This window comes from Nocardia sp. NBC_01009 (assembly GCF_045208035.1).
Classification (GTDB): domain Bacteria; phylum Actinomycetota; class Actinomycetes; order Mycobacteriales; family Mycobacteriaceae; genus Nocardia.
The window spans coordinates 1,039,192-1,063,247 of sequence record NZ_CP108695.1 but is presented as its reverse complement, the minus strand read 5'-3'; the positions used below and the strand labels follow the sequence as shown (position 1 = coordinate 1,063,247).

The following is a 24,056-nucleotide window of genomic DNA, read 5'->3' as shown; positions in this document are numbered from 1 at the left end:
GCGATGCCCGCTCCGGCCGGGGCCCACGCACGGGATCCACCCAACTAGAGCTCGGCGGGGCCCAAGCATGTGGCCGGTCGGGCATCGCACGGGAGCAGGCTCGACCCATCCAGCCGCGGTGCGCACCGGACAATCAGGCGGTACGACTTTGCCGGCGACCGTGTAGAGCGGGCGAGCGGTCATCCATCAAGCATACCGCTCGGTTCGAACTTGTGTTCGAGCTACTCTAGTCTGCGGCAGGCTGAGCAGGAGGCCCGTCATCCGCGAAGTGTCGCCGTTGCACCCACGCGCGCCACCGCGCGAATTCCTCGGCGAGGCTTGTGGTGGTATGCGGACCGGCATTCAGCGGGAACTCGATTTGTTCGGTCATACGTGATTGGACGCGCCTCGGGCCGCGCCGGTTCCAAGCCGCGGAGTGGATTTCCGATGTGTCACCGACCGCGCCGCAACCGGCCTCGGCACCACCCGAAGGGGTGTGGACGCGGTCCACAGATCCGGGTTACCCTTCAAGTCCCGAGAGGCGCTGAGAAGCCCCCAGAGGACTGGAATTGTAGGAAAGACCTGGTCACGGCATCGGCTGAACTGTTGAGCAGAGCCTTTCCGAGGTAGGCACAGGGGTTCGATTCCCCTAGGCTCCACATGCGTGCACCAGAGTTGCTCTGGGCACTCGAACTACCGCACTTCTGACACACTTGCCACGGTGCGTCATCGTTTGGCTACCTGGAGGGCGGATCCGCTTGTCGGCCACGCGTATCCGCAACGTTTGGCGAGGAGTGCATATCCGACATCGTCCGCCGTGCCGGTTCCGGTAGTAGACAGATAGGGCACTTGCGGCTCTGGTGAACCGGTCTCGAGCAACAAGCGCTCGGGTAACATCACATACAGGTTGATCGACAATGTCACTCGGCATCGCCTCGAGCGACGCGACTACTCCGCTGTTGCGACAGCGGAGTAGTCGGGTACGTGCGCTCATGGCGAGTGCGTAGAGCACGCGAGATCATTGGAAACTGGCTGACAGATCGGTGTCAGGGTGAATCCTGAATCCCGGTAGCACTGAGTCGGAGCCTCCGATTCGCTGGAGCCTGATCCCCCCGTTACCTTGTTCGTGGGCCCGATACCGGGCCCACGGTCGCCAGGCCCGGTATGACTTTCCCCTGTCGCACTCATGATCCGGGGGGTGGTGTCGCCGGGTTCCTGGTGGCGTCGATGGACCGCTGATGGGGACAGGGCCGGTATTCAGGTCTCTTCGTAACGTGGGTGCCGGACGTTGACGCCAGATCGGCGACCGGACGGCAGCGTTTCGAACTCGATGAGGAAACCTGAAGTGGCACAGGCATATGCCGTGTTCTGCGGCATCGATGTAGGCAAAGGCGAACACCATGCCGTCGGGCTCGACCCGACCGGCAACCGACTCTTCGACAAGGCACTACCCAACGACGAATCCCGCCTGCGGGCAGTATTCGACCAGCTCGCGACCCGCGGCCCGGTTGATCGTGGTCGACCAACCCAACACCATCGGCGCCCTACCGGTCACCATCGCCCGCGCCTGCGGCCACGCCTACCTGCCAGGCCTGTCGATGCGCCGCATCGCCGACCTCTACCCAGGTCAAGCCAAGACCGACGCCCGCGCTCACATCATCGCCGACGCCGCCCGCACCATGCCCCACACCCTGCGCCGCGTCGACACCGGCGACGAAACCCTCACTGAGCTCGGTGTCTTGGTCGGCTTCGACGACGACCTCGCCGGAGAAGCGACCCGCACCAGCAACCGCATCCGCGGCCTGCTCACCAGCATCCACCCGGCCCTCGAACGAGTCCCTGGCCCTCGCGTCGCGCACCCGGCAGTGCTGGAAATCCTGTCCCGCTGCGGCGGACCCGAAGGCATCCGCGGCGCTGGCCGACGCAAACTCACCACGATCGCGACCAAACACGCACCCCGCATGGGCGCCCGTCTGGTCGAGGAAATCCTGGCTGCGCTGCCCGCCCAAACCGTTGTCGTCCCCGGCACCCACGCCGCCGAATCAGTCCTGCCGAAACTCGCTGATTCTCTGAAAACTGTTCTGCTGCAACGACAACAAGTCGCAGCCGATATCGAGGAGATGCTCGCCGATCACCCTCTTGCCCAGGTCCTGACCTCGATGCCCGGCGTCGGAGTCAGGACCGGAGCTCGCATCCTGCTCGAAGTCGGTGACGGCTCGGCGTTCGCCTCGGCCGGCCACCTCGCCTCCTACGCCGGCATCGCCCCGATCGCCCACCGATCCGGCTCCTCGATTCGCGGTGAACACCCCGCCAGATCCGGCAACCACAAGCTCAAACGAGCGTTGTTCTTGTCCGCGTTCGCCGCGCTACACGACCCGGCCTCACGCACCTACTACGACCGCAAACGCACCGAGGGCAAGAAACACAACGCCGCCCTCATCTGCCTGGCCCGACGCCGCTGCGACGTCCTCTACGCCATGCTCAAAACCAAACAGCCCTACCGGACACCGACGCCCGTCGCAGCTTGACGAAAACCATAGGGACACCCCCGATGAATCAGTTTGCAAGGCACCGGTGATCCGTTCCGACAGATCAGACTTCCTTCGGTGGTGTAATGGGCGGCGGACCAGAGGGGAGGGTCTGGCTCATTGTTGGCGGGGGTATAGCCCCGGATCCCGGGCCGGCTGCGGCTGCGGCATCCAAACCGGTTGGATGGAAGTACTGCGTAAAACCGCCGTATTTTTCAGTCAATGGCGGGTGGTTCGGATCGAACGGAATGAGTTGACCGCCGTCGAGGATGAACTTACCGTTCGGATTCTCAACGATCATCCCATAATGTTTCGCACCCTGATTGTCCCATTCTATTATGTCGCCTGACTTCAATCGCGAGATATCGTCGACCGTTTCCCACGGATGGTTCGTTGTCGACTCACCCGCCGTTCCTGCATATGCCGCTTTCGCATCGAGGGAGGGGTCCCGCGCCTGATTCTGCAAAGCCTCCGCGACTGTCGGCGATACTTGCACGGTCGACTTGTCCGGCAATGGGTAATCAACCATTGCGCCCGGCGTCGACACCGGCGGCGGACTACCCGCATCGGCTGGTGCTGTTACACCGGAAGGAGCCGTCTGAGCGGCGGTTGCGGGCGCGGTGGCTCGCTCAGCGCCGCGCTGCTCGCTCCCTTCGCGCCTTCTTTCGTCTCGATAATCAGCTTGCTGGACATGGTTCTGACCCTGGCCTTGGTTAGCCATTTGCGACAACGCCATCATTGCCATCGGATCGATGCCAGGGGTTTGTGGGGAGTTGACAGGCTGCTGGGCACTGACAGGCTGCTGGGCACTGCCAGGTTGTGTCGTGCCATTCTGCGCCAACGTCTGCGCGATGGCATTCCAATCTGGTTTCGATGACGTATCACCGCCGGTACCGATGTCGGCGGCGGAAATGGGCGTGCCATCGATTCCAGTTCCTTCCGGATCCATGGACAAATCGTCGGCTGTTACACCCAAATCTGCATTCGCGGTGTTGACTGGTTGCGTCTGCGGCTGGTTTTGAGCGGTTATCTGATATGGAGGAGTATTGTTGGTAGTGGTAGTGGTAGCCGGGGGGCCTTTTGTTTCCGTTGTTTTGGCCGGGCCTTTCTCATCTTTCTTTTCCGGCTCCTTAGGCGGCTCTTTCTTTTCCGGCTCCTTAGGCGGCTCTTTCTTTTCCGGCTCCTTAGGCGGCTCTTTCTTCTGTGATAGATCAGGAATTATTACATCTTTCGCGAGATCCCCTAGCATCTTCGCATAGCCGCTGACCGCCTTTTGGCAGCCGACTATTGCATTCGAGACAATCTCGTAGACGTGACGCTCTTCGACGACATTCTGAATGCCGAATTCCTTCGTACTCTCCTTGATCTTGTCCGGATCTATGATATTGTTGTCCTTGTCCCTGAATACCTCCCCCGGTGGCGTATCAGGCCTCGTACCTTCCTTGAGTTTATTCCAGAGATCAGTGCGAGCTTCCTGAACTATGTGGTACATACTTTTATACGTACTCAAGTTGATATCGGTAACTTTTGCATTCGAAATATCGAACTTGTGATCTGCATCTTTCCAGACAGTCGCTACAGCGCCGAGTTTAGCAGTGGCTGCGTTGTACTTATCTGTTGTAGCTCCGAGGCCATTATACGAAGAAAGGTCGCTGACGAAACCTCCCTCAAGATAATCATCCGCTGTGTTTTCGTCCTTCTTGTTACCATCCGGCGAAGTCAAGAATTTCAGATCAATAGCCTTCTCCGTTGGCTTACCCATCTGGTCGACTAAATAAAGCAGCGTAGCATTCGAGCTCTCGATGAACTGCTTACAATATGGAGACACAGTACCCGGAGGGACCTGGAATTCCAGCGGATGGTTCTTTACTTCATCGCCAACTACCGCTTCATAGGGATTCCCCATGAATTTCTGTTTGGCAATTCGCTCTTTGGCCTTTACCGGGTCTTCCAGCGTCCAAAGAACGTTGGCATTATTAGCGGGGTCGGGTAAATTTCCATCGAATTTTTTTTCTTTTGTATTTACTTTGTCTTTAACGGCGACAAGCTGACCGTCGTTGGTCAGTAGATATTGCTGAGGACCTTCATCATCATCATCTCGGTCGTCCCATTCTTTGGTGAATCCCCTGCCGTGGAAGCCATTGCTCGATGACGAGGCTGCTGTGATCTCGTCATCATCGTTATTGTGGAGCTCAAGTCTGGTTTGTTTGCCGTCGTCTTCCTCATCCTCGAATCTAATCACGGTGGCTTTGCCATCGTCATTACCGGCAGTCTGGATTGTCGTTTGACTGGGCTCGTGTATGATGACCATCTGGCCATTTTTCATACCGAGCTTATATTCTTTATTCTCCGACCACAGCCATTCCCCCTCTTTGATCGTCTGTTCTCGATCGAGAACGCCGCCATACTTATCGCCCCGAGTGTCAGGTTGATGTTCAGACATCACTCCCCCCCTGGCGCCGTGTGCGATCAATTATTGGCAAGTCGGGAACAATCATATCGAGCCTTCTATCCAGCTACCAAAAGTCTACTTCGGCCGCATCAGGCCTCTGGCATTGTTCGTTTCACTGACGCGCCGTACGCCGCATCTTCATCCTCGAATGCGTTCTTCGCGGTATGCAGGTGAGTGCTCGATGCCACATGACCGTCGCCCAAATTGGTGTAGGCGCTTCCGCTTTGACTTAAGTACTCGCTGCCACGAAGCCGGTACGCGTTGGCTGCCTTGCCGTACCTTCTCTCAAACTCCTGGTCGAAATCCGAACCGCCCTTAGCCCGTTCGTAGTGAGGAGCACTGGCAGCTTGGTTTCCGCCGCTCAGTTTCACCAGTTCTTCTGAATCTTGACGTGTTTTGTCGGCCACAGTGATGCCCTCCATTTCAAGCAGATACCACGATTCTCATACATCCCCAACCATGGGGATGCGGAGTGATGGCTCGAACGCGGGCGGACACTAACGGTCAACACCCAGCACGGCGCAAATCCCGTCTCCGCTCGATGGAATCAGAGATCTCGAGCGAACTCGGTCTTCCACTGGAAGTTGTACTCTGCCTCGGTGATCATACCCATCGAGTCGGCGGATCGCGGCGAACCACCGTTGTACAGCAGCTCAGCACGACGGCCGACCCGCGACCTCAGATAGGCAAGGCGGGCGACACGGACAATCTCTGTGGCGAGCCAGCTATCGGAGTTCTCCCACACTTCGTCACCGAGATGCACTCCGACGATCACGCCGCTGCGGTTGCACGCGACGCCGACCGAGTAGCTCGGATTGAACACCTCGTAAGTCAGATTTTGCCAATCGGGCGGCGCTTGAGCCTCCGCGGCTTCCGACGTATCGAGATCAGTCAACGCGTCACTCCTGCATGTCGTTGCCTGCACCAATGAATTACGGCCACGGCACGTTCGGCAATGTCATCTCCTCGACAGCAATGACATGTTGCCGCAAGGCATCGGTGGTGCTCTCCTGAATCGCCGCCATGATGTCAGCCACCAACTCCCGGCCGCTGGCGAAGCTCTCGATGGTTCCGGGGGCGATGTACAGGTCTGTGAGTCTGCCCATGCCGTCCACTTCCGGAATCACCCGAGTGGTAGGCGAGGGACGCCGGGCACGAATCCGGTCGACCCGTTCCAGCATGTCAGCGACGGCATGCACCATTGCTTCTCCCGTTTCCAACGCGGAAATCGTATCGGGATGCATGTCGCTGGGCCATTTATCCGCCACAGTCACCACTTCCCGGCCAACTGGCGAACCATCAGCTGGGCAACGGAGCACAGACCTGGCACTGTGGGAACAGGGATGCCGAGGCTCGAGGACATCCGATGTACGTTCGGGTTGGCACCCAGCTCTTTTCGCATGCCACCTCCTCGCTTTGGATGGTACGTTTCCATCCTCCAAACTTCGCCCAGGGTTCCCCACTGTGGGAAGGCTGGAGGTCTGGCCATCTGATGGCCTTCCACAGCGACACCCACCATCTCCAAACTCGTATCGCGCAGCTTGAAGCCGCTATGCATGCACAAGATGCGCACCTGAAGGTGAGGGGCGCAGAGCCCGGGGGACGTGCCGGGCTGCACGATGCCTCAGCCGGCTTCTGATACGCACTGATGGACGACGTTCTTCAATGCGATCTCGTCAGACAAGATCCGCACGAAGGCGATCTTGTGGGCAGCAGCGAACCCGAAGATTGTGTGATGACAGGGAATGAAACCAGCTGAACTGGACTCTGTGATATGTGTTGTAGGTGGGCCTAGGAGGACTTGAACCTCCGACCTCTTCGTTATCAGCGAAGCGCTCTAACCGCCTGAGCTATAGGCCCTCAATCTTGTCCGGTTTCCCCGCCGAAGCTGTTAACCGAACCGAGGCACGAGATTACCCTACCGGCCTGCTGAAGACCAAAACGGCCGGTAGCGGCCCTGTATAGGGTCGCTACCGGCCGGCTGGAAATCGTCCTTAGTCGGGGTCGGCCAGGGTGATCTGGATGCCGCCGACGAGGTCGCAGCACTGGTTGTAGATGAAGGTGCCGACGGTTGCGAGCGCGGTGAAAAGCACCACGTTGATCAGGCCGATGACACCGGCGTAGCCGAAGACCGTGCCCGCGTCGATCATCCCCACCGAACCGCTGTCCTGCGACACCATGTCGGTGAAGGTGTTGTTGAGCCGCTCCCACACACCCATGCCCTCGAGCACGATGTAGAGCAGACCGACGGCGAGCATCCACACGAAGAACATCGCCACGCTGATCACCAGCGAGATCTTCAAGGTGGACCATGGATCGATCCTGCGGATCTGCACAGTGGCGCGCAGCGGCTCACCAGAGGCGACAGCCGCGGCCACCGCGACAGGCACTGCAGGCGAGATGGGCGGCTGCGGACCCGTCGACTCCATCATCGGTGGCAGCGGATGCCGGATCTCGGAGAGGTCCGGCATGTCCTTGATCAGCTCCGGCCGCGCGATGCTGCGCGTCGGTCCGTCGATGCCGACCGACTTCACCATCGCCGCTTCCTTGCGGGCCGCCTTGGCCGCAAGGTCGGCGGTGGTGCGTGCGTTGCTCGTGCTGCCACCGAGTCCGCCGCCGCCGAGACCACCCGACCCGGTGCCCGGGCGACCGGTCACCGGAGCCTGACCGGGGCGGTACAGGTTGGACTGCGGCTCCCGCTGCGGCAACTGCGCCCAGCCGTCCTGCTGGTAGGGCGACGGGCCCCCACCGTTGCCGGGTGCTTTATCGCTGCCGCTGGACGGCTTGGACTCTGGGGAGTTGTTCATCCGCGCCGTCTGCTGGTCGAACGATTCGGGCCGCTCGGCGCCGGAGTTCTGTTCCGGCGCCGACTGCTGCGGCGAACCCTGCTGCGTGGCCGCTTGTGGCGGACCACCCTGCTGGGAGGCGAAATCGCCCTGCTGGTTGGACATTTCATGCGGCTGGGCACCACCCTGCGGGCCACCCTGCTGCCCGTTCTCGGCCGAAGCGACCGGCCGAGGGATCGGCCGAGGCGGAATCGGTGACGGTGCGATCCGTTCGGTCACGCCGTTCGTCTGGTGCCGCTCGTCATTCGGCTGATTCGGAGTGGTCAATGGGAATCCTTAGATCCGTTCGTTGCCGCCGCTGGGGGTTACTGCTGGGGAGAACCGGTGGTGTCGTCGTCGCCGTCGACCAATTCGGGCTCGTCGGCATTGCGCGCGATAGCAAGCAACGTATCGCCATCGGCGAGGTTCATCAATCGCACGCCCTTGGTCTGCCGTCCAGCCTTACGAACCTGCTTCGCCGCCGTCCGGATAACTCCTCCTCCGGACGTGATCGCATACAACTCATCCTCGTCGTCGACGATGAGTGCACCGACCAGGGTGCCACGCTTGATGTCGTACTGGATAGTCAATACGCCTTTACCACCGCGGCCCTGGGCCGTGTACTCCTCGATGGCGGTGCGCTTGGCGTAGCCACCCGAGGTGGCGACCAGCAGATAGGTTCCCTCGCGAACCACGTTGAGCGACAACAACTCATCGTCGGCATTGAACCGCATGCCCTGCACACCCGAGGTGGCGCGGCCCATCGGACGCAGCGCCTCGTCGGTGGCGGAGAACCGGATCGACTGGCCCTGCGCCGAAACCAACAGCAGGTCGTCCTCGGCCGAACACAGCACGGCGCCGACCAGTTCGTCCTCGTCGCGCAGGTTCACCGCAACGATGCCGCCGCTGCGGTTGGAGTCGAAGTCCGAAAGCTTGGACTTCTTCACCAGGCCGTTCCTGGTGGCCAGCACCAGGTAGGGGGCGTCCTCATAGCCCTTGATCTGGATGATCTGGGCGATCTTCTCGTCCGGCTGGAACGCCAGCAGGTTGGCGACATGCTGACCGCGCGCGGTCCGGCTCGCCTCGGGCAGCTCGTAGGCCTTGGCACGGTAGACCCGGCCCTTGTTCGTGAAGAACAGCAGCCAATCGTGCGTCGAGCTGATGAAGAAGTGCTTGACGATGTCGTCCTGCTTGAGACCCGCGCCCTGCACGCCCTTGCCGCCGCGCTTCTGGCTGCGGTACAGGTCGGTCTTGGTGCGCTTGGCGTAGCCGGTCTCGGTGACGGTGACGACCACGTCCTCGCGAGCGATCAGGTCTTCGTCGGCCATGTCGCCGTCGTTGGCCACGATCTTGGTGCGCCGCTCGTCGCCGTACTTCTCGACGATCTCGACCAGCTCGTCGCGCACGATCGCACGCTGACGCTCCGGCTTTTCGAGAATGTCCTTGAGGTCGGCGATTTCGGCCTCGATCTTGGCCAACTCGTCGACGATCTTCTGCCGCTCCAGGGCAGACAGCCTGCGCAGCTGCATGTCGAGGATGGCGGTGGCCTGGATCTCGTCGATATCGAGCAACTGCATCAGGCCGGTGCGCGCGGTGTCGGTGTTGGCCGAGCGGCGGATCAGCGCGATGACCTCGTCGAGCGCGTCGAGCGCCTTGACCAGGCCGCGCAGGATGTGGGCCCGTTCCTCGGCCTTGCGCAGCAGGTAGCGGGTGCGCCGGACGATGACTTCCAACTGGTGTTCGACGTAGTATCGGATCATCTGATCCAGACGCAACGTGCGCGGCACGCCGTCGACGATCGAGAGCATGTTGGCGCCGAAGCTGGTCTGCAGCTGGGTGTGCTTGTAGAGGTTGTTCAGCACCACCTTGGCCACGGCATCGCGCTTGATGGTGACCACGATCCGCATACCGGCACGGTCGGAGGACTCGTCGTGGATATCGGAGATGCCGGCGATCTTGCCGTCCTTCACCTGCTCCGCGATGGAGTTGATGAAGTTGTCGGTGTTGACCTGGTACGGCAGCTCGGTGATGACAATCGTGGTGCGCCCGCGGTTGTCCTCTTCGATCTCGACGACACCACGCATCCGGATCGAACCGCGACCGGTGGTGTAGGCATCGTGAATACCCTGACCACCGACGATGAGGCCGTAGGTCGGGAAGTCCGGGCCCTTGACCCGCTCCATGCAAGCCGCGAGGGTCGACTCCTCGTCGGCCTCGTAGTTCTCCAACGCCCAGTAGATCGCCTCGGCCAACTCGTTGAGGTTGTGCGGCGGGATATTGGTCGCCATACCGACCGCGATGCCGTTGCTGCCGTTCATGAGCAAGGCGGGCACCCGGGCGGGCAGCACGGTCGGCTCCTGCGAGCGACCGTCGTAGTTCGGGACGAAATCGACCGTCTCGTGGTCGATTTCCCGCAGCATCTCCATTGCGAGCGGGGTCAGCCGGCATTCGGTGTACCGCATGGCGGCCGCGCCGTCGTTGCCTCGGGAACCGAAGTTGCCCTGGCCGTCGACCATCGGGTAGCGCAGCGACCACGGCTGGGCCATCCGGACCAGGGTGTCGTAGATCGAGGCGTCGCCGTGCGGGTGGTAGTTACCCATGGTCTCGGCGACCGGGCGGGCGGACTTCACATATCCGCGGTCGGGCCGATAGCCGTTGTCGTACATCGCATACAGCACCCGCCGGTGCACCGGCTTCAGGCCGTCACGCACGTCGGGCAGCGCGCGGCCGACGATCACGCTCATCGCGTAATCGATGTAGCTGTTCTGCATTTCGTTCTGGATATCGACCGGCTCGATCCGGTCGCCCGCTCCGCCGTTCGGTGGCAGCGTGATTTCAGTCATCTGTAGGTCTCCTTAGGAACCGGACGTGGAATTCGCGTTGACGCAGCGCAATTCACGTCGGCTACACGTCGAGGAAGCGAACATCCTTGGCATTGCGGGTAATGAAGCTGCGACGCGCCTCGACATCCTCACCCATCAGGATGGAGAACAGCTCATCAGCCGCGGCAGCATCATCCAGAGTGACCTGACGCAGCACCCGCACCGCAGGATCCATCGTGGTCTCCCACAACTCCTTGGCATTCATCTCGCCGAGACCCTTGTAGCGCTGCACACCATCGTCTTTGTTGATCTTCTTGCCCGCGGCGAGACCCGCCTCGAGCAACCCGTCGCGCTCCCGGTCGGAGTAAGCGAACTCCGGATCCGACCGCTGCCACTTCAACTTGTACAGCGGCGGCTGCGCCAGATACACGTGACCGTGCTCGACCAAAGGACGCATGAACCGGAACAGCAACGTCAGCAACAACGTCGAGATGTGCTGACCGTCGACATCAGCGTCGGCCATCAACACGATCTTGTGATAACGCAGCTTGCCGATATCGAACTCGTCGTGAATACCGGTACCGAACGCGGTGATGATCGACTGGACCTCGTTGTTCTTGAGCACCCGGTCGATACGCGCCTTCTCGACGTTGATGATCTTTCCGCGCAACGGCAGGATCGCCTGATACATCGAATCACGCCCGGACTTGGCCGACCCACCCGCGGAGTCACCCTCCACGATGTAGATCTCGGACTTGCTCGGATCCTTGGACCGGCAGTCGGCCAACTTGCCGGGCAGTCCACCCAGGTCGGTGGCGCTCTTACGACGCACCAACTCGCGCGCCTTACGCGCGGCGACGCGTGCCTGTGCCGAGGAGACCGCCTTGTTCACGATGGTCTTCGCGTCGGCCGGGTTGGCCTCGAACCAGTGCGCGAGGTGCTCGTTGCAGGTGCGCTGCACGAACGACTTGACCTCGGTGTTGCCGAGCTTGGTCTTGGTCTGGCCCTCGAACTGCGGCTCGCTGACCTTCACGCTGACGATCGCGGCGAGACCCTCACGGATGTCGTCACCGGTGAGGCTGCCGTCCTTCTCCTTGATCAGCTTCTTGTCTTTGGCGTACTTGTTGACCACCGTGGTGAGCGCCGCGCGGAAGCCCTCTTCGTGGGTACCGCCCTCGTGGGTGTTGATGGTGTTGGCGAAGGTGTGCACCGACTCCGAGTAACCGGAGTTCCACTGCATGGCCACCTCGAGCTCGTGCCCGGTGCCCTTACCGGTGAACCCGACGACAGAGTTGTGGATCGCCTGCTTGGTCCTGTTGATGTGCCGGACGAAGTCCTCGAGACCACCCGGATAGTGGTAGGTCCGCGTCTTCACCTTGTGCTCGACCGGCGCGGCAGGCGCGTTCGGGTCGGCGTGCTTGGGCGCCTCGGCGGTCTCGCTCACCACGTCATCGATGACGTCGGCGTCGGTGACGCGCTCATCGGTGAGGATGATGGTGAGGCCCTTGTTCAGGAACGCCATCTCCTGCAGGCGGCGCGCGACCGTCTCGAAGTTGTAGGTGGTGGTCTCGAAGATCTCGGAATCGGCCCAGAAGCGGATCGTGGTTCCGGTCTTCTTGGAAGGTTCGCCCTGGACCAGCTTGCCCGGCTCGGAGGCCTTGTAGCTCTGGGTCCAGTGGTAGCCGTCGCGGTCGATCTCGGCTTCCAACCGGGACGACAGCGCGTTCACCACGGAGATACCGACACCGTGCAGACCGCCGGACACCGCGTAGGAATCGGAGTCGAACTTGCCGCCGGCGTGCAGCTGGGTCATGACGACCTCGATGGTCGGCACACCTTGTGCGTGCATGGCCACCGGAATACCGCGGCCGTCGTCGACGACCTCGACGCCGCCGTCGGCGAGCAGCGTGACCTGGACCTTGCTCGCGTATCCGGCCATCGCCTCATCGACGGAGTTGTCGACGACTTCCCAGATCAGGTGGTGCAGGCCGCGCTCGCCGGTGGAGCCGATGTACATGCCCGGCCGTTTGCGGACCGCCTCGAGTCCCTCGAGGACCGTAATGGAGGAGGCACCGTAATCCTGCTTGCCCGATGTCGCGTTGGTCGAGCCCGATTCATTGGAGTCGTTGGCAGCCACTGGTCGGTAGCTCTCCTTACTTGCTGATCCTCGGCACAGCGGTCGGATAGCACACGTGGGGCCTGGATCTTTTCTGCTCGAGATTCAGGGGTCCACGCGCGGGCTGTGCCGAACGCGCCGAAGGTATCGCCGCTAGTTACGTCACCATCCTACTGGTAGACCCAAGCCACAATGCACCTACGACACCCCTGACGGCTCCGTGGATGCGAGAAATCGAGCGACGACGGGTCCGTTCCGCCTTCCGAGGGTTTCGATCCATCTCGGCTGCCCTGAGAGTTGTCGCCCGCGCCTCGGCTTCGCCGTCGTTTGCCAGGCTTCGTTCGGGACGAGACTTCGGTTGCCGCGCGGGGGCAGGGAGCGAGACCGTCGGGGCAGGTGACGAGCCCTCGGAGTCATGGTATGCCCATTGCCGAGTCGGGGCGTCGGGCATCGCCGAGGTTGGGAACCGGTGGTCGGGCGCATCACCCGACTACCCGTGCCGTCGCGTCACGGCCGAGTCCGTCGCGCTGCCCGGAGCATGAAATCGGTTGCCGCGTCGATAATCCCGATGAACGGTTTCACGTGGAACGCCCGCGGACCGGTGACTATCCGTATGTATCCCGGGGTCCGCGCCCCTTGATATGCCGTTCGCCTTTGCGCCAGCTCGGCGCCGCCGGGCCGGAGATGCGCAATGAGGTGACCACGCCCTGACCGACCGCGGCATTGATCTTCGCCAAGATCTGTCCCTGCAGCATGCGCAGTTGCGTGGCCCATGCGGTGGATTCGGCGGCGATGCTGAGGACACCGTCCTTCAGTGTCACCGGCGTGGCGTGGGAGGCGATGTCGTCACCGACCACGCCGGACCAACGGCCGAGAACCATGCCCTCCGCGACCTTCGTCGACCAGCCACGGTTCTTCGCGATCGACCCGGTCAGCCTGCCTAACAGCTGTGGATCACGCTCGTCCGGCCGCGCGCCCGACCATCCGGTTCGCCGCCTGGCGCCGGTCCGCAGATTCCGGCGCGGTGACGCACGTCCCTGCCCTACCGACTTGCCGCTGGCTTTGGCGGCCGCACGGGCTTCCTCGAGGGCCCGCCGTGCCAGATCTATCCCACGTAGCTCCGGCTCCGCACCGGGCTGCGGTGCGGAGGCGCCCTGTTCAGGCTGATCGCTCATCGACCTGCTCCGTTCGCACGCACTTGATTTGTCCCCAGCTTTGTTCACTTTGTCCCCAGCCCCCGGCTTGCCGGTGCACGGCGAGGAATTCCGCGACCGAACGGCCAGCCAAGGGTGTCGGCCATCACATTCCACGCCCATTTCGGCGTTTTCTTGTTGCCGGGTATCGGTCGATGCCACACCGAGTCGGGATCCACCGGTCCGGGAAGCGGCTGACCGGGCCGAATTTATCCACAAGTGTTGGTAGTTCGGCCGACGTGTCCGCGCCGGTGGCAGCACCGCCGACGCATCGGTCACTGTACGGGAGCACACCGACAGGGTGCGCGAGTCCGTCAGTTGGTCGCGGACGCGCTATCCGGGCTGTTCTCGATGTCGTCGCCGACGCCTGCGCCCTCGGCCGCAGGCGAGCCGAGCGCCTCGACTGCCGGCTCCACGATCTGGGAGATCCGGCCGTCCGACCCACCACTCGTTTCCACGCGCAGCGGAACCGCCGCCAGTTCCGCAGGCACGTCTTCGGGGACGGCGGCGGTGATCAATACCTGCTCCGCGCCCGCGGCCACCGCTGCAAGTGCGGTGCGCCTGCGGCGGTCGAGTTCGGCGAAAACATCGTCCAGCAGCAGCACCGGCTCCGCCGCAGTGGCACGCAGCAGTTCGAACGCGCCGAGGCGAAGGGCGAGGGCGAAGGACCATGATTCGCCGTGACTGGCGAACCCCTTGGCCGGTGCGGTGCCGAGCATGAGGTCGAGGTCGTCGCGGTGCGGGCCGACCAGGCAGACGCCGCGCTCCAACTCCTTCGGTCGCGCCGCCGCCAACTCCTGCAGCATGATCGCCTCCAATGCCTCGATGTCCCCAGGCAGCGGTGCCCGGGCGGGATCCAGGAATTCCGGAGGCAGCGTGGCACTGCGGTAACCGATTGCGGCGGGCCGCGATTCGGGCGCGATCGACGCATAGGACTGTGCGAGATAGGGGTACAGGTCGTGCACAAGCCGCAAGCGTTCGGCGAGCAGCACCGAGGCATGCGACGCAAGGTGTCCGTCCCAAACGTCGAGGGTGGTCAGTTCGGCGGCGCCGGCTCCCCTCGATCGCCCTTGTCGCCCTGCGGTTTTCAGCAATGCCGAACGCTGCCGCAGCACGCGGTCGTAGTCGGCGCGGTCCGCGGCGAGCCGAGGCAATCTGGCTGTGCACAACTCGTCCATGAACCGTCTGCGCTCGCCGGGATCACCGCGCACCAGCGCAAGATCCTCGGGCGCGAAGAGCACCGTCTGGAGAATGCCGAGAATCTCGCGCGGCCGGCGGACCGGAGAGCGGTTGATCTGGGCGCGATTGGCGGCGCCCTGATTCAGTTCCAGATCGATACGGAGCTCCCGGCCCGCGTTCACGACGGTGGCGCCGATTCTGGCGCGTTCGGTCCCGAGCCGGATCAGCGGCGCGTCCGCGGCGACCCGGTGTGAGCCGAGTGTGGCCAGATAGCCGATCGCCTCGAGCAGGTTGGTCTTGCCGTTGCCGTTGGATCCGAGGAAAACCGTTCGGCCTGGGGATAATTCGAGTTCCGCGTGCTCCCAGGACCGAAAATCACGCAGCGACAGCGCCCTGACGAACATCCGCCTACCTCGACCCGATTGTCATCGCCGCTGGTAGAGGCCACGAAACCACATGTGGTCGTGCGAACGCCGAAGGAATTGCGGCCCGATCACCTGCTGTGGAAGAACTGTGGATGGATCGCGTCCATGTGGATGGTGTGGACAACGAATACCGCTGCGTCCCTAAGAGGTTCGAACCGCCGTGCGGCGCTGTTGCTTGCGCCGGAGCGCGCAGCACCCGATCATGCACAGACGCTCAGCCCGGCAGCCGAACCGGCATCAGCAGGTAGATGTACACACTCTCCAGCGCGGCGAACGCGCCGGATTCGAGCACCTTCGGCTCCTCGTCGCTGGCGGGCAACAGCACCGCGGGGCGGCTCGGAGTGGTGAATCCGAAGGTGACCCGGTCGGCATGCAGCGCGGACAGTCCGTCGATGAGGTAGCCGGGGTTGAAGGCGATGGTAAGTGATTCGCCACGGAAATCGGCCTCGAGCCACTCCTCCGCGCGCCCGGCGTCGTCGCCGCCCGCGGACAGCAGCAGGCCCTCGCTGGAGAACTCCAGACGCACCTGAGCACCACGCTCGGCGACAAGGGCGACGCGCTTGATGGCATCGGTCAGCGTGGCCACCTGGAGGGTGGCAATCGAGGTGTGTTCCTTCGGCAGCAGCTGACGGAACTTGGGGAACTCGGCATCGAGCAGCCGAGTTGTGGTCCTGCGGCCCGCGTTCACGATGCCGAGCAGACCGTCCGAGCCCGATCCGGAACCCGTGCCGAGCGACAGCTGAACCGGGGCATCCGAGGGGCCGAGTGTCTTCGCGGCTTCCGAGAGCGTCCGTGCCGGGATGAGCACCGAGGTCTCGATATCGGCACGGGCGGGCTGCCATTCGATGTGCCGGACCGCAAGCCGGAACCGGTCGGTGGCCGCGAGCACGACCTTGGGTCCCTCGATCTCCACCCGGATGCCGGTGAGCATCGGCAGGGTGTCGTCGCGGCCTGCGGCGACAGCGACCTGGCCGACCGCCTCGGCGAAGACCTCGACACTCAGTTCGCCGGTCTGCTGGGGCACCTCGGGCAGCTGGGGGTAATCCTCGACCGGCATGGTCGGCAGCGAGAACTTCGCGCTGCCGCACGCAATGAGCACGCGAGTGCCCTCGAGCGAGACGTCGACCGGCTTGTTGGACAGGGCCTTGGTGATGTCCGCGAGCAACCGGCCGGAGACGAGCACCTGGCCGGGACCCGCGACCTCGGCCGCGACCCGCATCTGCGCGGAGACCTCGTAGTCGAAGCCGGAGACGGTGAGCCCGCCTTCGTCGGCGACCAGCAGCACACCGCCGAGCACCGGGACAGGAGGCCGGGACGGGAGGCTACGAGCAACCCACGCAACGGATTCGGCGAAGTCTTCTCGTGCGACCCGAAACTTCATGCCTGCAAGCTCCATCGCCCGATCTGTCCTCTCCCGGTTCCGTGATCTATCTCGGCTCGTCAGTTCTTGAACGGGTGCTGAATCGGCCGCCTTGAAAAGTGTGGCACAGGCGACCGACACCAAACCGTACTCGCGTGCGGCACCTGAACCTAGTCCGACCCTCCGAGCCGATCAACCGAGTGCTCGGCTTTCTCGACGCGCGACTGCGCGGAACTCATCGGTTGTCCGATGCCGGTCGGTCCTGTCTGTCGATAGGTCTCCGTTTCGTCCTTGCCCGCTTTTCGGCGAGTGACACGGAGGCGACACTCACCAACGGACTTTCCACACACCCTGTTTTGAAGAGAGTTCTCTAAGAAGAAGAACTGAAGTAGTAGTAGGCACTGTGGAATCTGTGGACTGGGGCGGTCTTCGCAGGTCCGGGGGTGTGGTGCCGTGGGGATGGCCATCGGGTGACTCGAGGATGAACGGGCGGGGTCTGTGGAGGCTCCGAAGTTGTTCAGCATCCATCCTCGAGTGCTCCTCGAGTTGTTCCACCAGATTCACCCTGTTGTTCACACGTGTGCACCGATTCGTGGACAACTCGAGGAATCCTCGAGGACTCCACAAGGACTCCTCGAGGATTCCACAGGGCGTTGACCGAGTGGTGCGCTGGTCAGGATGCCTGGGGAGCAACCGCTGTGGAGACTGTTGAATCCACCCCTGTTAATCCCTGCGCCGGACCCGCTCCCCCGGCCTGTGCACGAACCGGTGCACAACTGGGAGATTCCTCGAGGACTCCACAGGGATTCCTCGAGGAATCCACAAGCCAAAAAAATGCACCGCCCCAGTTCAGGGACGGTGCAGTGGGTGTTAGCGGCGATCAGCGCGAACGCTGTTTAATCCGGGCTGTTAGTTCTTGCACCTGGTCATAGACCCGGCGGCGCTCGGTCATCTCCTTGCGCACTTTTTTGTCGGCGTACATGACCGTGGTGTGGTCGCGCCCGAAGGCCTGACCGATCTTCGGCAGCGAAAGATCGGTGAGCTCACGGCACAGATACATTGCGATCTGCCTGGCCTGTGCCAGCGGCCGCGCCTTGCCCGGCCCGGTCAGCTCCTCGAGCGTGGTGTTGAAGTACTCGGCGGTGACGGCCATGATCGTCGCGGCATTGATCTCCAAGGCGGCCGTATCGGGCATCAGATCACGCAGCACCACCTCGGCCAGCGGAAGATTCAGCGGCTGACCGTTCAGCGAGGCGAAGGCGGTCACCCGAATCAGCGCGCCTTCCAGCTCACGGATATTGCGCTCGACGCGGCCGGCGATGAGTTCCAGCACATCGTGCGGCACGTCCAGCCGGTCCATCCGTGCCTTCTTGCGCAGGATCGCAATGCGCGTCTCCAGCTCCGGCGGCTGCACGTCGGTGATGAGGCCCCACTCGAACCGCGTCCGCAGCCGCTCCTCCAGGGTGGCCAGCTGCTTGGGCGGTCGGTCCGAGGAGACGACGATCTGCTTGTTGGCGTTGTGCAGGGTGTTGAAGGTATGGAAGAACTCCTCCTGGATACCTTCTTTACCCTCGATGAACTGGATGTCGTCGACAAGCAGGATGTCGGTCTCGCGGTAGCGGCGTTTGAAGGCAACCTTGCGATCGTCACGCAGGCTGTTGATGAAGTCGTTGGTGAACTCTTCGGTCGAGACGTACTTCACCCGCATCCCAGGAAACAGCCGCTGGGCGTAGTGGCCGGCCGCGTGCAGCAGATGCGTCTTGCCCAAACCTGAAGCGCCCCATACGAACAGTGGGTTGTAAGCCCTGGCAGGGGCCTCGGCGATAGCCACGGCGGCGGCGTGCGCGAAACGGTTGGATGCGCCGATCACGAACGTCTCGAAGGTGTACTTCGCATTGAGACTGGCCGAGGAGTTCGACTGCGCCGGGGTTTCTTGGGTCTTGGTGAAGTAGGTGGGCCAAGAGTTGCGCACGTTGACGACGGGCTCGTCGTCGTGGTCGCGCGGATTCTCGGACATCTGTTCTCGGGACATCGGCTCACGGACCGATTCGTGTGCTGCCGCGATCGCGGGATCCTCGCTCGGGCGGCCGTCCTCACGCATCGGCGCCCTGGCCGGACCGCGCATCGGCGGCGGCTCCGGGGTGAACAGTGACTCCTGTCCCGGCGGAATGGAGTCGCGGCGCGGTGGCATCCCGGAGTCGCGGCGCGGCGCGGGCATTACCTCTGGCGTCGGTCCGCCGGGGCTTTCCCTGCGAGTGCCCTGGCTCGGGTAATCGCCGCGGGTCGGGTACTCGTCGATGTGATAGTCGCCGTTGGGTGTGTACTCCGTGGCAGGCACGTACTCCTGGGACGGCACGTACTCCGGTTCATAGCCGGCACCCGGATAGTCCGATGTCGGCGCGTAGTCGTTCGACTGCGGTGCGTAGTCATTGGACGCGGCCGGGAAGTCGCTCTGGGCGGCGTAGCGCGGTGCTTGATAGTCACTGCGGCCGGGATAGTCGGCCGACGGATACCCGGCGGGCCCGCGACCGGTGTCCCGGCTCCGCTCCGGCCTGCTTGTCATCCTGGCGTGGCGCGCCGAATTGCCCGGCCGCTCCGAAGGCTGGTTGGTCGGTGCCGCGATCCGTACGCCGAGTCCTTCCACCTGGGGGCCGAGGCGCCGGGCCAGCGAGCGCAGGATGGGTTCGCGCAGATCGCGTTCGATGGCTTCCTGGGCCAGCGACGAGGGCACCGAGAGCAAGGCGAAACCCTGGGCCACCGTCAGCGGCTTGACCAGTTTCAACCAGGCTTGCTGCGCCCTGGTCACCGGTGGGATGGCACCATCGGGTGAGCCGGTGGTGAGCTCGGCAACCACCTCTGGCCACACTGTGGCCAACACGTTCTGCTCGTCGTCCATGCAGGTGTTCCTCCCCGGAAGTAGGCGATAGGAGCAGACGGCCGGGGTACGCGGGCAGCTACCGGGCAAGGTAGATTTTGATGATCCTGCGTACGTCCGTTAGGTTCGGACGCTGCCCGGATTCCCCCATCCCGGGCGGCGACGTGGCACCGTCGGCCCTACGAATATGCCACTCCAGGGGTCTTTCCACACAATTATCCACAGATGTGGAGAACTCTGGGGAGATGTGAAACGTGCTCACATTCGTCCGTGACAACGCCCGGACCTGCGATTCTTCAGCAATCCTTTGGCTACACACACTGCTCGCGGCAGTAGCCGAAGGCTAGGGGTGTGGACGAACTCACGCCAGACCGCACGAATGCGTAACTTCAGCAGCGGTGGGCCGAGTTTGACCCGCTCCTGGCCGATCAGTACCCTCGTACAGTCACCCCTTGGTGCGGTGGCGGTCCTGTGCTGACCGCGGTTGGTCAAACCAGACCTGTGCGCCAGGACCGACGCGCGCCGATGATGACCAGACTGCGATTCATCGCGAAATACGTAATACCCATACTTCGGGTGCCGACTGGCGCCCACCTACTCGAGGAGTGTTGACCGTGGCCAAGGGCAAGCGGACGTTCCAGCCGAACAACCGTCGTCGGGCGCGTGTTCACGGCTTCCGTCTCCGGATGCGGACCCGTGCGGGTCGCGCCATCGTTTCCGCGCGTCGCGGCAAGGGCCGCAAAACCCTCACTGCCTGATCTTCGCTTTCGGACGCTCGGGTGCTGCCTGAGCCGTATCGGTTGCATCATCGTGCCGACTTCTCCCGGACGGTGCGCCGCGGCCAGCGAATCGGGAGGCGAGATCTGGTCGTACACGCGCTTGTGCACGGGTATGACGGAGTTGTGGGCGCGAATGGACGACAGGACGATCCGGCAACAGCCGGATCGTTGGTTCGCATTGGCGGGCCACGGTTCGGATTGATTGTCAGCAAGGCGGTGGGCTCCGCGGTGGTTCGACACCGGGTGGCCCGCCGCCTGCGTCATATGTGCGCCAAGGTGACCGCCGATCTGCCCGCCGAGACCGACATCGTGATCCGCGCGCTACCCGGCGCGGCGGCGGCCGACTCGGACGAACTGCTTCGCCAGTTACGCGGCGCACTACGCAAGCTGGGCATCACAATAGAGCCACATGGCGCGGCCGCCGGTGATCGGTCGTGAAGACGACCCTTGTTCGACTGCCTGCCAAGGCCCTGATCTTTGTGATCGAGCTGTACCGCACCTACGTCTCCCCCACTCGCATGCCGGTGTGCCGTTTCACCCCGACCTGTAGCGAGTACGCCGTCACCGCACTTCGCACGCGCGGACTGTTCGTCGGCCTCGTATTGACGGTCGTGCGATTGGCCAAATGTGCGCCCTGGCACCCTGGTGGGTGGGACCCCGTTCCGGAGCGCAGGAAACGCGCAGGGAACGAGTCGGACGCCGACCCTGCGACGCCGGCGCCAGATGCTTGTAAAGGATCACCGCGCGCGGTGATCGGCGACACGAACGACGGGAGTGCATAGAGCCGTGCTCGACTTCATTTATTACCCGGTGTCCTGGATCCTCTGGTTCTGGCATCGGGTCTTCGGGTTCGCGTTCGGCGCGGACAACGGACTCACCTGGGCCCTTGCCGTGGTGTTCCTGGTGTTCACGCTGCGAGTGCTGCTCTATAAGCCATTCGTCAAGCAGGTCCGCACGACCAAGCAGATGCAGGAGCTGCAGCCGCAGATCAAGGAGCTGCAGAAGAAGTACAAAAACGACCGCCAGAAGATGGCGGTGGAGATGCAGAAGCTCCAGAAGGATCACGGCTTCAACCCGGTGATGGGCTGCCTGCCGATCCTGGCGCAGGTGCCGGTGTTCCTCGGCCTGTTCCATGTGCTGCGCTCCTTCAACCGCACCGGTACCGGCATCGGACAGCTCGGTATGTCGACCTACGACAACGCGCATACGCCGAACTATGTCTTCAGCGCCACCGACGTCCAGTCGTTCCTGGCGGCGCGTATCTTCGGTGCCCCCATCTCGGCCTACATCACCAGCCCGATGAGTCAGCTCGAGGCATTCGCCGACTACGGCGGCGTGCCATCGAAGCTGAGCATCGCGCTCGTCTCGATTCCGTTGATGGTCATCGCCGGTCTGGCAACCCACTTCAACGCGCGGGCTTCGGTACAGCGCCAGACTCCCGAGGCGGCCGCCAACCCGCAGGCCGCGATGATGAACAAGCTTGCGCTGTGGGTGTTCCCGCTCGGTGTGCTCGTCGGTGGTCCGTTCCTGCCGATCGCCATCCTGCTCTACTGGGTGTCCAACAACATCTGGACCTACGGGCAGCAGCACCTCGTCTTCGGTCGGATGGCCAAGGAAGAAGAAGAGAAGAAGCAGGCGAAGCTGGAGCTGCGTGCGCAGAACGCGCCGAAGCCGGGTGCCAAGCCGGTCAGTACCAAGAAGAAGCAGACCGCGGTCGACGCCGCAGAATCGACTGACAACGAGTCGGCCGACGCTCCCCCGTCGACGAACGGCACCGCGAAGCCTGCGACAGGCAAGGCATCCGGACAACGCCGGCCCGGTGGCCAGCGGCGGCCCGGAACCCGAGGCCGTGCGAACCAGAAGCGCCGGCGCTGAACGCATTGAGCAACCCCTGATCGCGTTTCCGGCCGGCGCCCGGCGCCGGGTCCGCGCGATAAGCAGATGAAGGAAATCAAATGACTGTTGAGACCGACGGAGGGGACGCCACTGTGGCGACGACGACGATGGTGGACACCACGACGGGTCGTGAATCAGAGACCGGGTCGGAGCCCGGTGATGTCGCGAGCGACGCCGAGGAAGCTCTGATCGAAGAGGGCGAGATCGCCGGCGACTACCTCGAGCAGTTGCTCGACGTGCTCGACTTCGATGGTGATATCGACCTCGACGTCGAGGGCGACCGCGCGATTGTCAGCATCGATGGTGGCCGCGATCTGTCGAAGCTTGTCGGCCGCAATGGCGAGGTGCTCGACGCGCTTCAGGAGCTGACTCGGCTGGCCGTGCAGCAGACGACCGGTGTGCGCAGCAGGCTGATGCTCGATGTAGCCGGCTGGCGGGCCAAGCGTCGCGCCGAGTTGAGCGCGCTGGGGACCGCTGCCGCGCAACGGGTGCTCGAGTCGGGTGAGCCGGAGCCATTGGCCCCGATGACCCCGTTCGAGCGGAAGATCGTGCACGACGCGGTGGCTGCGGTCGATGGCGTCAGCAGCGAGAGCGAAGGCGTCGAGCCGAATCGGCACGTGGTCGTCGTACCTTCCTGAACCACCTTCCTGGACGCCATTTTTGGCGGCCGGATGAGCAATGGTTGGATAGGGCCTCTGGTCTTCGGACCAGGGGCCCTTAATCATGTGTTCATCTCACATGTCATGTCTGTCGCCTGATTCAACGCCGGCGACCGATTGTGCGAGCGGTCGACTGATCACCCGCCTGCTGCCTGATCGACTCGAGCTCGGAAGGATGTTTCACGTGGAACGAGATCTCGGTGGAGCCACCGCACTGCCGGCTGAGCTGGAAGCGCCCGCGATCGCCGCGACGGTGTTCGGTGATCGTCTCGATCTCGCGCGTCGCTACTGTGCGGCGCTGGCCACCGCCGGAGTGGAACGTGGGTTGATCGGTCCCCGAGAGGTGCCGCGGCTCTGGGATCGGCACATCCTGAACTGTGCGGTGCTCGGCGAGTTGATCGCCGAGGGCGCGACGGTGGTCGACATCGGTAGCGGTGCGGGCCTGCCGGGAATCCCGTTGGCCATTGCGCGACCGGACCTCCGGATCACCTTGGTGGAGCCGCTGCTGCGCCGGACCATCTTCCTCAGTGAGTTCATCGAGGCGGCCGGACTCGACATCACGGTCGTGCGTGGCCGGGCCGAACAATCGGGCGTGATGAAGGAAGCGGGCGGCGCGGATGTGGTCACCTCCCGTGCAGTGGCACCCCTGGCGAAGCTGGCGCAGTGGTCGCTCCCCCTGCTCCGCGATCACGGACGGATGCTGGCGCTCAAGGGAGTCAGCGCCGCCGAGGAACTCGAGCGAGACGGAGCGGCATTGGCAAGCGCAGGCGCAGGCAACGCGACTGTCCTCGAATGCGGAGCAGGAATCGTTTCGACGCCCACCTTGGTGATCAGCGCCGAGCGTCTCCCTCGGGCCGAGCGATCGCCGCGCCGCGCCGCCCGGCAGGCTCGGAAGGCTCGGAAGGCGACTTAGCCAGAACGGTCCCGGTCGGTGTTTCATGTGAAACCGGGCCCGGTCGCTCACGTCT

General features: G+C 63.2%; 17 protein-coding genes, 1 tRNA gene and 1 pseudogene. 7 read left to right on the top strand and 12 right to left on the bottom strand.

The window, feature by feature from the left end; translation table 11 throughout:
• Window positions 1-1,309 precede the first annotated feature (1,309 nt).
• A pseudogene (locus tag OHA42_RS04800) lies at window positions 1,310-2,507 on the top strand (IS110 family transposase).
• 64 nt (window positions 2,508-2,571) lie between these two features.
• Here the strand turns inward: OHA42_RS04800 and OHA42_RS04795 are convergent.
• The 12 genes from OHA42_RS04795 to dnaA all read right to left on the bottom strand — a co-directional run bounded on the left by OHA42_RS04795 (window position 2,572) and on the right by dnaA (window position 19,775).
• The gene (locus tag OHA42_RS04795) at window positions 2,572-4,950 is read right to left on the bottom strand and encodes a hypothetical protein (protein WP_406234874.1); all 2,379 of its coding nucleotides are present in this window, start codon (window positions 4,948-4,950) and stop codon (window positions 2,572-2,574) included.
• Window positions 4,951-5,048: 98 nt separating this feature from the next.
• Window positions 5,049-5,366 carry a hypothetical protein gene (locus OHA42_RS04790; protein WP_406234872.1) on the bottom strand — a complete coding sequence of 106 codons (318 nt, stop codon included), beginning with the start codon at window positions 5,364-5,366 and terminating at the stop codon, window positions 5,049-5,051.
• A 140-nt stretch (window positions 5,367-5,506) separates the two neighbouring features.
• Entirely contained in the window at window positions 5,507-5,854 is a 348-nt protein-coding gene (locus OHA42_RS04785) for a hypothetical protein (RefSeq protein WP_406234870.1), read from the bottom strand.
• A gap of 37 nt (window positions 5,855-5,891) precedes the next feature.
• Window positions 5,892-6,236: a hypothetical protein gene (locus tag OHA42_RS04780; protein ID WP_406234868.1), complete on the bottom strand. Its 345-nt coding sequence runs from the start codon at window positions 6,234-6,236 to the stop codon at window positions 5,892-5,894.
• A 509-nt stretch (window positions 6,237-6,745) separates the two neighbouring features.
• Window positions 6,746-6,819 (bottom strand) — tRNA-Ile (locus OHA42_RS04775).
• 134 nt (window positions 6,820-6,953) lie between these two features.
• On the bottom strand, window positions 6,954-8,072 hold the full coding sequence (locus OHA42_RS04770; protein WP_406234866.1) for a DUF3566 domain-containing protein: 1,119 nt from the start codon (window positions 8,070-8,072) through the stop codon (window positions 6,954-6,956).
• A gap of 38 nt (window positions 8,073-8,110) precedes the next feature.
• Window positions 8,111-10,627 carry a DNA gyrase subunit A gene (gene gyrA / locus OHA42_RS04765; protein WP_406234864.1) on the bottom strand — a complete coding sequence of 839 codons (2,517 nt, stop codon included), beginning with the start codon at window positions 10,625-10,627 and terminating at the stop codon, window positions 8,111-8,113.
• Window positions 10,628-10,688: 61 nt separating this feature from the next.
• A complete protein-coding gene (gyrB, locus tag OHA42_RS04760; RefSeq protein ID WP_406234862.1) occupies window positions 10,689-12,743 on the bottom strand; it encodes a DNA topoisomerase (ATP-hydrolyzing) subunit B in 2,055 nt (684 codons plus the stop codon).
• Window positions 12,744-13,327: 584 nt separating this feature from the next.
• Entirely contained in the window at window positions 13,328-13,897 is a 570-nt protein-coding gene (locus OHA42_RS04755; RefSeq protein ID WP_406234860.1) for a DUF721 family protein, read from the bottom strand.
• A gap of 332 nt (window positions 13,898-14,229) precedes the next feature.
• Complete coding sequence (gene recF, locus OHA42_RS04750) at window positions 14,230-15,498, bottom strand: DNA replication/repair protein RecF (protein ID WP_406234858.1); 1,269 nt, start codon at window positions 15,496-15,498, stop codon at window positions 14,230-14,232.
• A 235-nt stretch (window positions 15,499-15,733) separates the two neighbouring features.
• Window positions 15,734-16,915 carry a DNA polymerase III subunit beta gene (dnaN, locus tag OHA42_RS04745; protein WP_406234857.1) on the bottom strand — a complete coding sequence of 394 codons (1,182 nt, stop codon included), beginning with the start codon at window positions 16,913-16,915 and terminating at the stop codon, window positions 15,734-15,736.
• Between the two features lie 844 nt (window positions 16,916-17,759).
• Window positions 17,760-19,775 (bottom strand): chromosomal replication initiator protein DnaA, encoded by a 2,016-nt coding sequence (gene dnaA, locus OHA42_RS04740; RefSeq protein ID WP_406234855.1) that lies wholly within the window; start codon window positions 19,773-19,775, stop codon window positions 17,760-17,762.
• Window positions 19,776-20,368: 593 nt separating this feature from the next.
• Here dnaA and rpmH point away from each other — a divergent pair.
• The 6 genes from rpmH to rsmG all read left to right on the top strand — a co-directional run bounded on the left by rpmH (window position 20,369) and on the right by rsmG (window position 24,001).
• Window positions 20,369-20,512 carry a 50S ribosomal protein L34 gene (gene rpmH, locus OHA42_RS04735; RefSeq protein ID WP_209885332.1) on the top strand — a complete coding sequence of 48 codons (144 nt, stop codon included), beginning with the start codon at window positions 20,369-20,371 and terminating at the stop codon, window positions 20,510-20,512.
• Window positions 20,513-20,533: 21 nt separating this feature from the next.
• Complete coding sequence (gene rnpA, locus OHA42_RS04730) at window positions 20,534-20,971, top strand: ribonuclease P protein component (RefSeq protein ID WP_328407735.1); 438 nt, start codon at window positions 20,534-20,536, stop codon at window positions 20,969-20,971.
• 80 nt (window positions 20,972-21,051) lie between these two features.
• Window positions 21,052-21,315, top strand: a complete 264-nt coding sequence (gene yidD / locus OHA42_RS04725; protein WP_406239097.1) for a membrane protein insertion efficiency factor YidD — start codon at window positions 21,052-21,054, stop codon at window positions 21,313-21,315.
• A gap of 4 nt (window positions 21,316-21,319) precedes the next feature.
• Window positions 21,320-22,408: a membrane protein insertase YidC gene (yidC, locus tag OHA42_RS04720; protein WP_406234852.1), complete on the top strand. Its 1,089-nt coding sequence runs from the start codon at window positions 21,320-21,322 to the stop codon at window positions 22,406-22,408.
• A 128-nt stretch (window positions 22,409-22,536) separates the two neighbouring features.
• A complete protein-coding gene (locus tag OHA42_RS04715) occupies window positions 22,537-23,067 on the top strand; it encodes a protein jag (RefSeq protein ID WP_364905335.1) in 531 nt (176 codons plus the stop codon).
• A gap of 196 nt (window positions 23,068-23,263) precedes the next feature.
• Window positions 23,264-24,001 (top strand): 16S rRNA (guanine(527)-N(7))-methyltransferase RsmG, encoded by a 738-nt coding sequence (gene rsmG, locus OHA42_RS04710; RefSeq protein ID WP_406234851.1) that lies wholly within the window; start codon window positions 23,264-23,266, stop codon window positions 23,999-24,001.
• The last annotated feature ends 55 nt before the right edge of the window (window positions 24,002-24,056 follow it).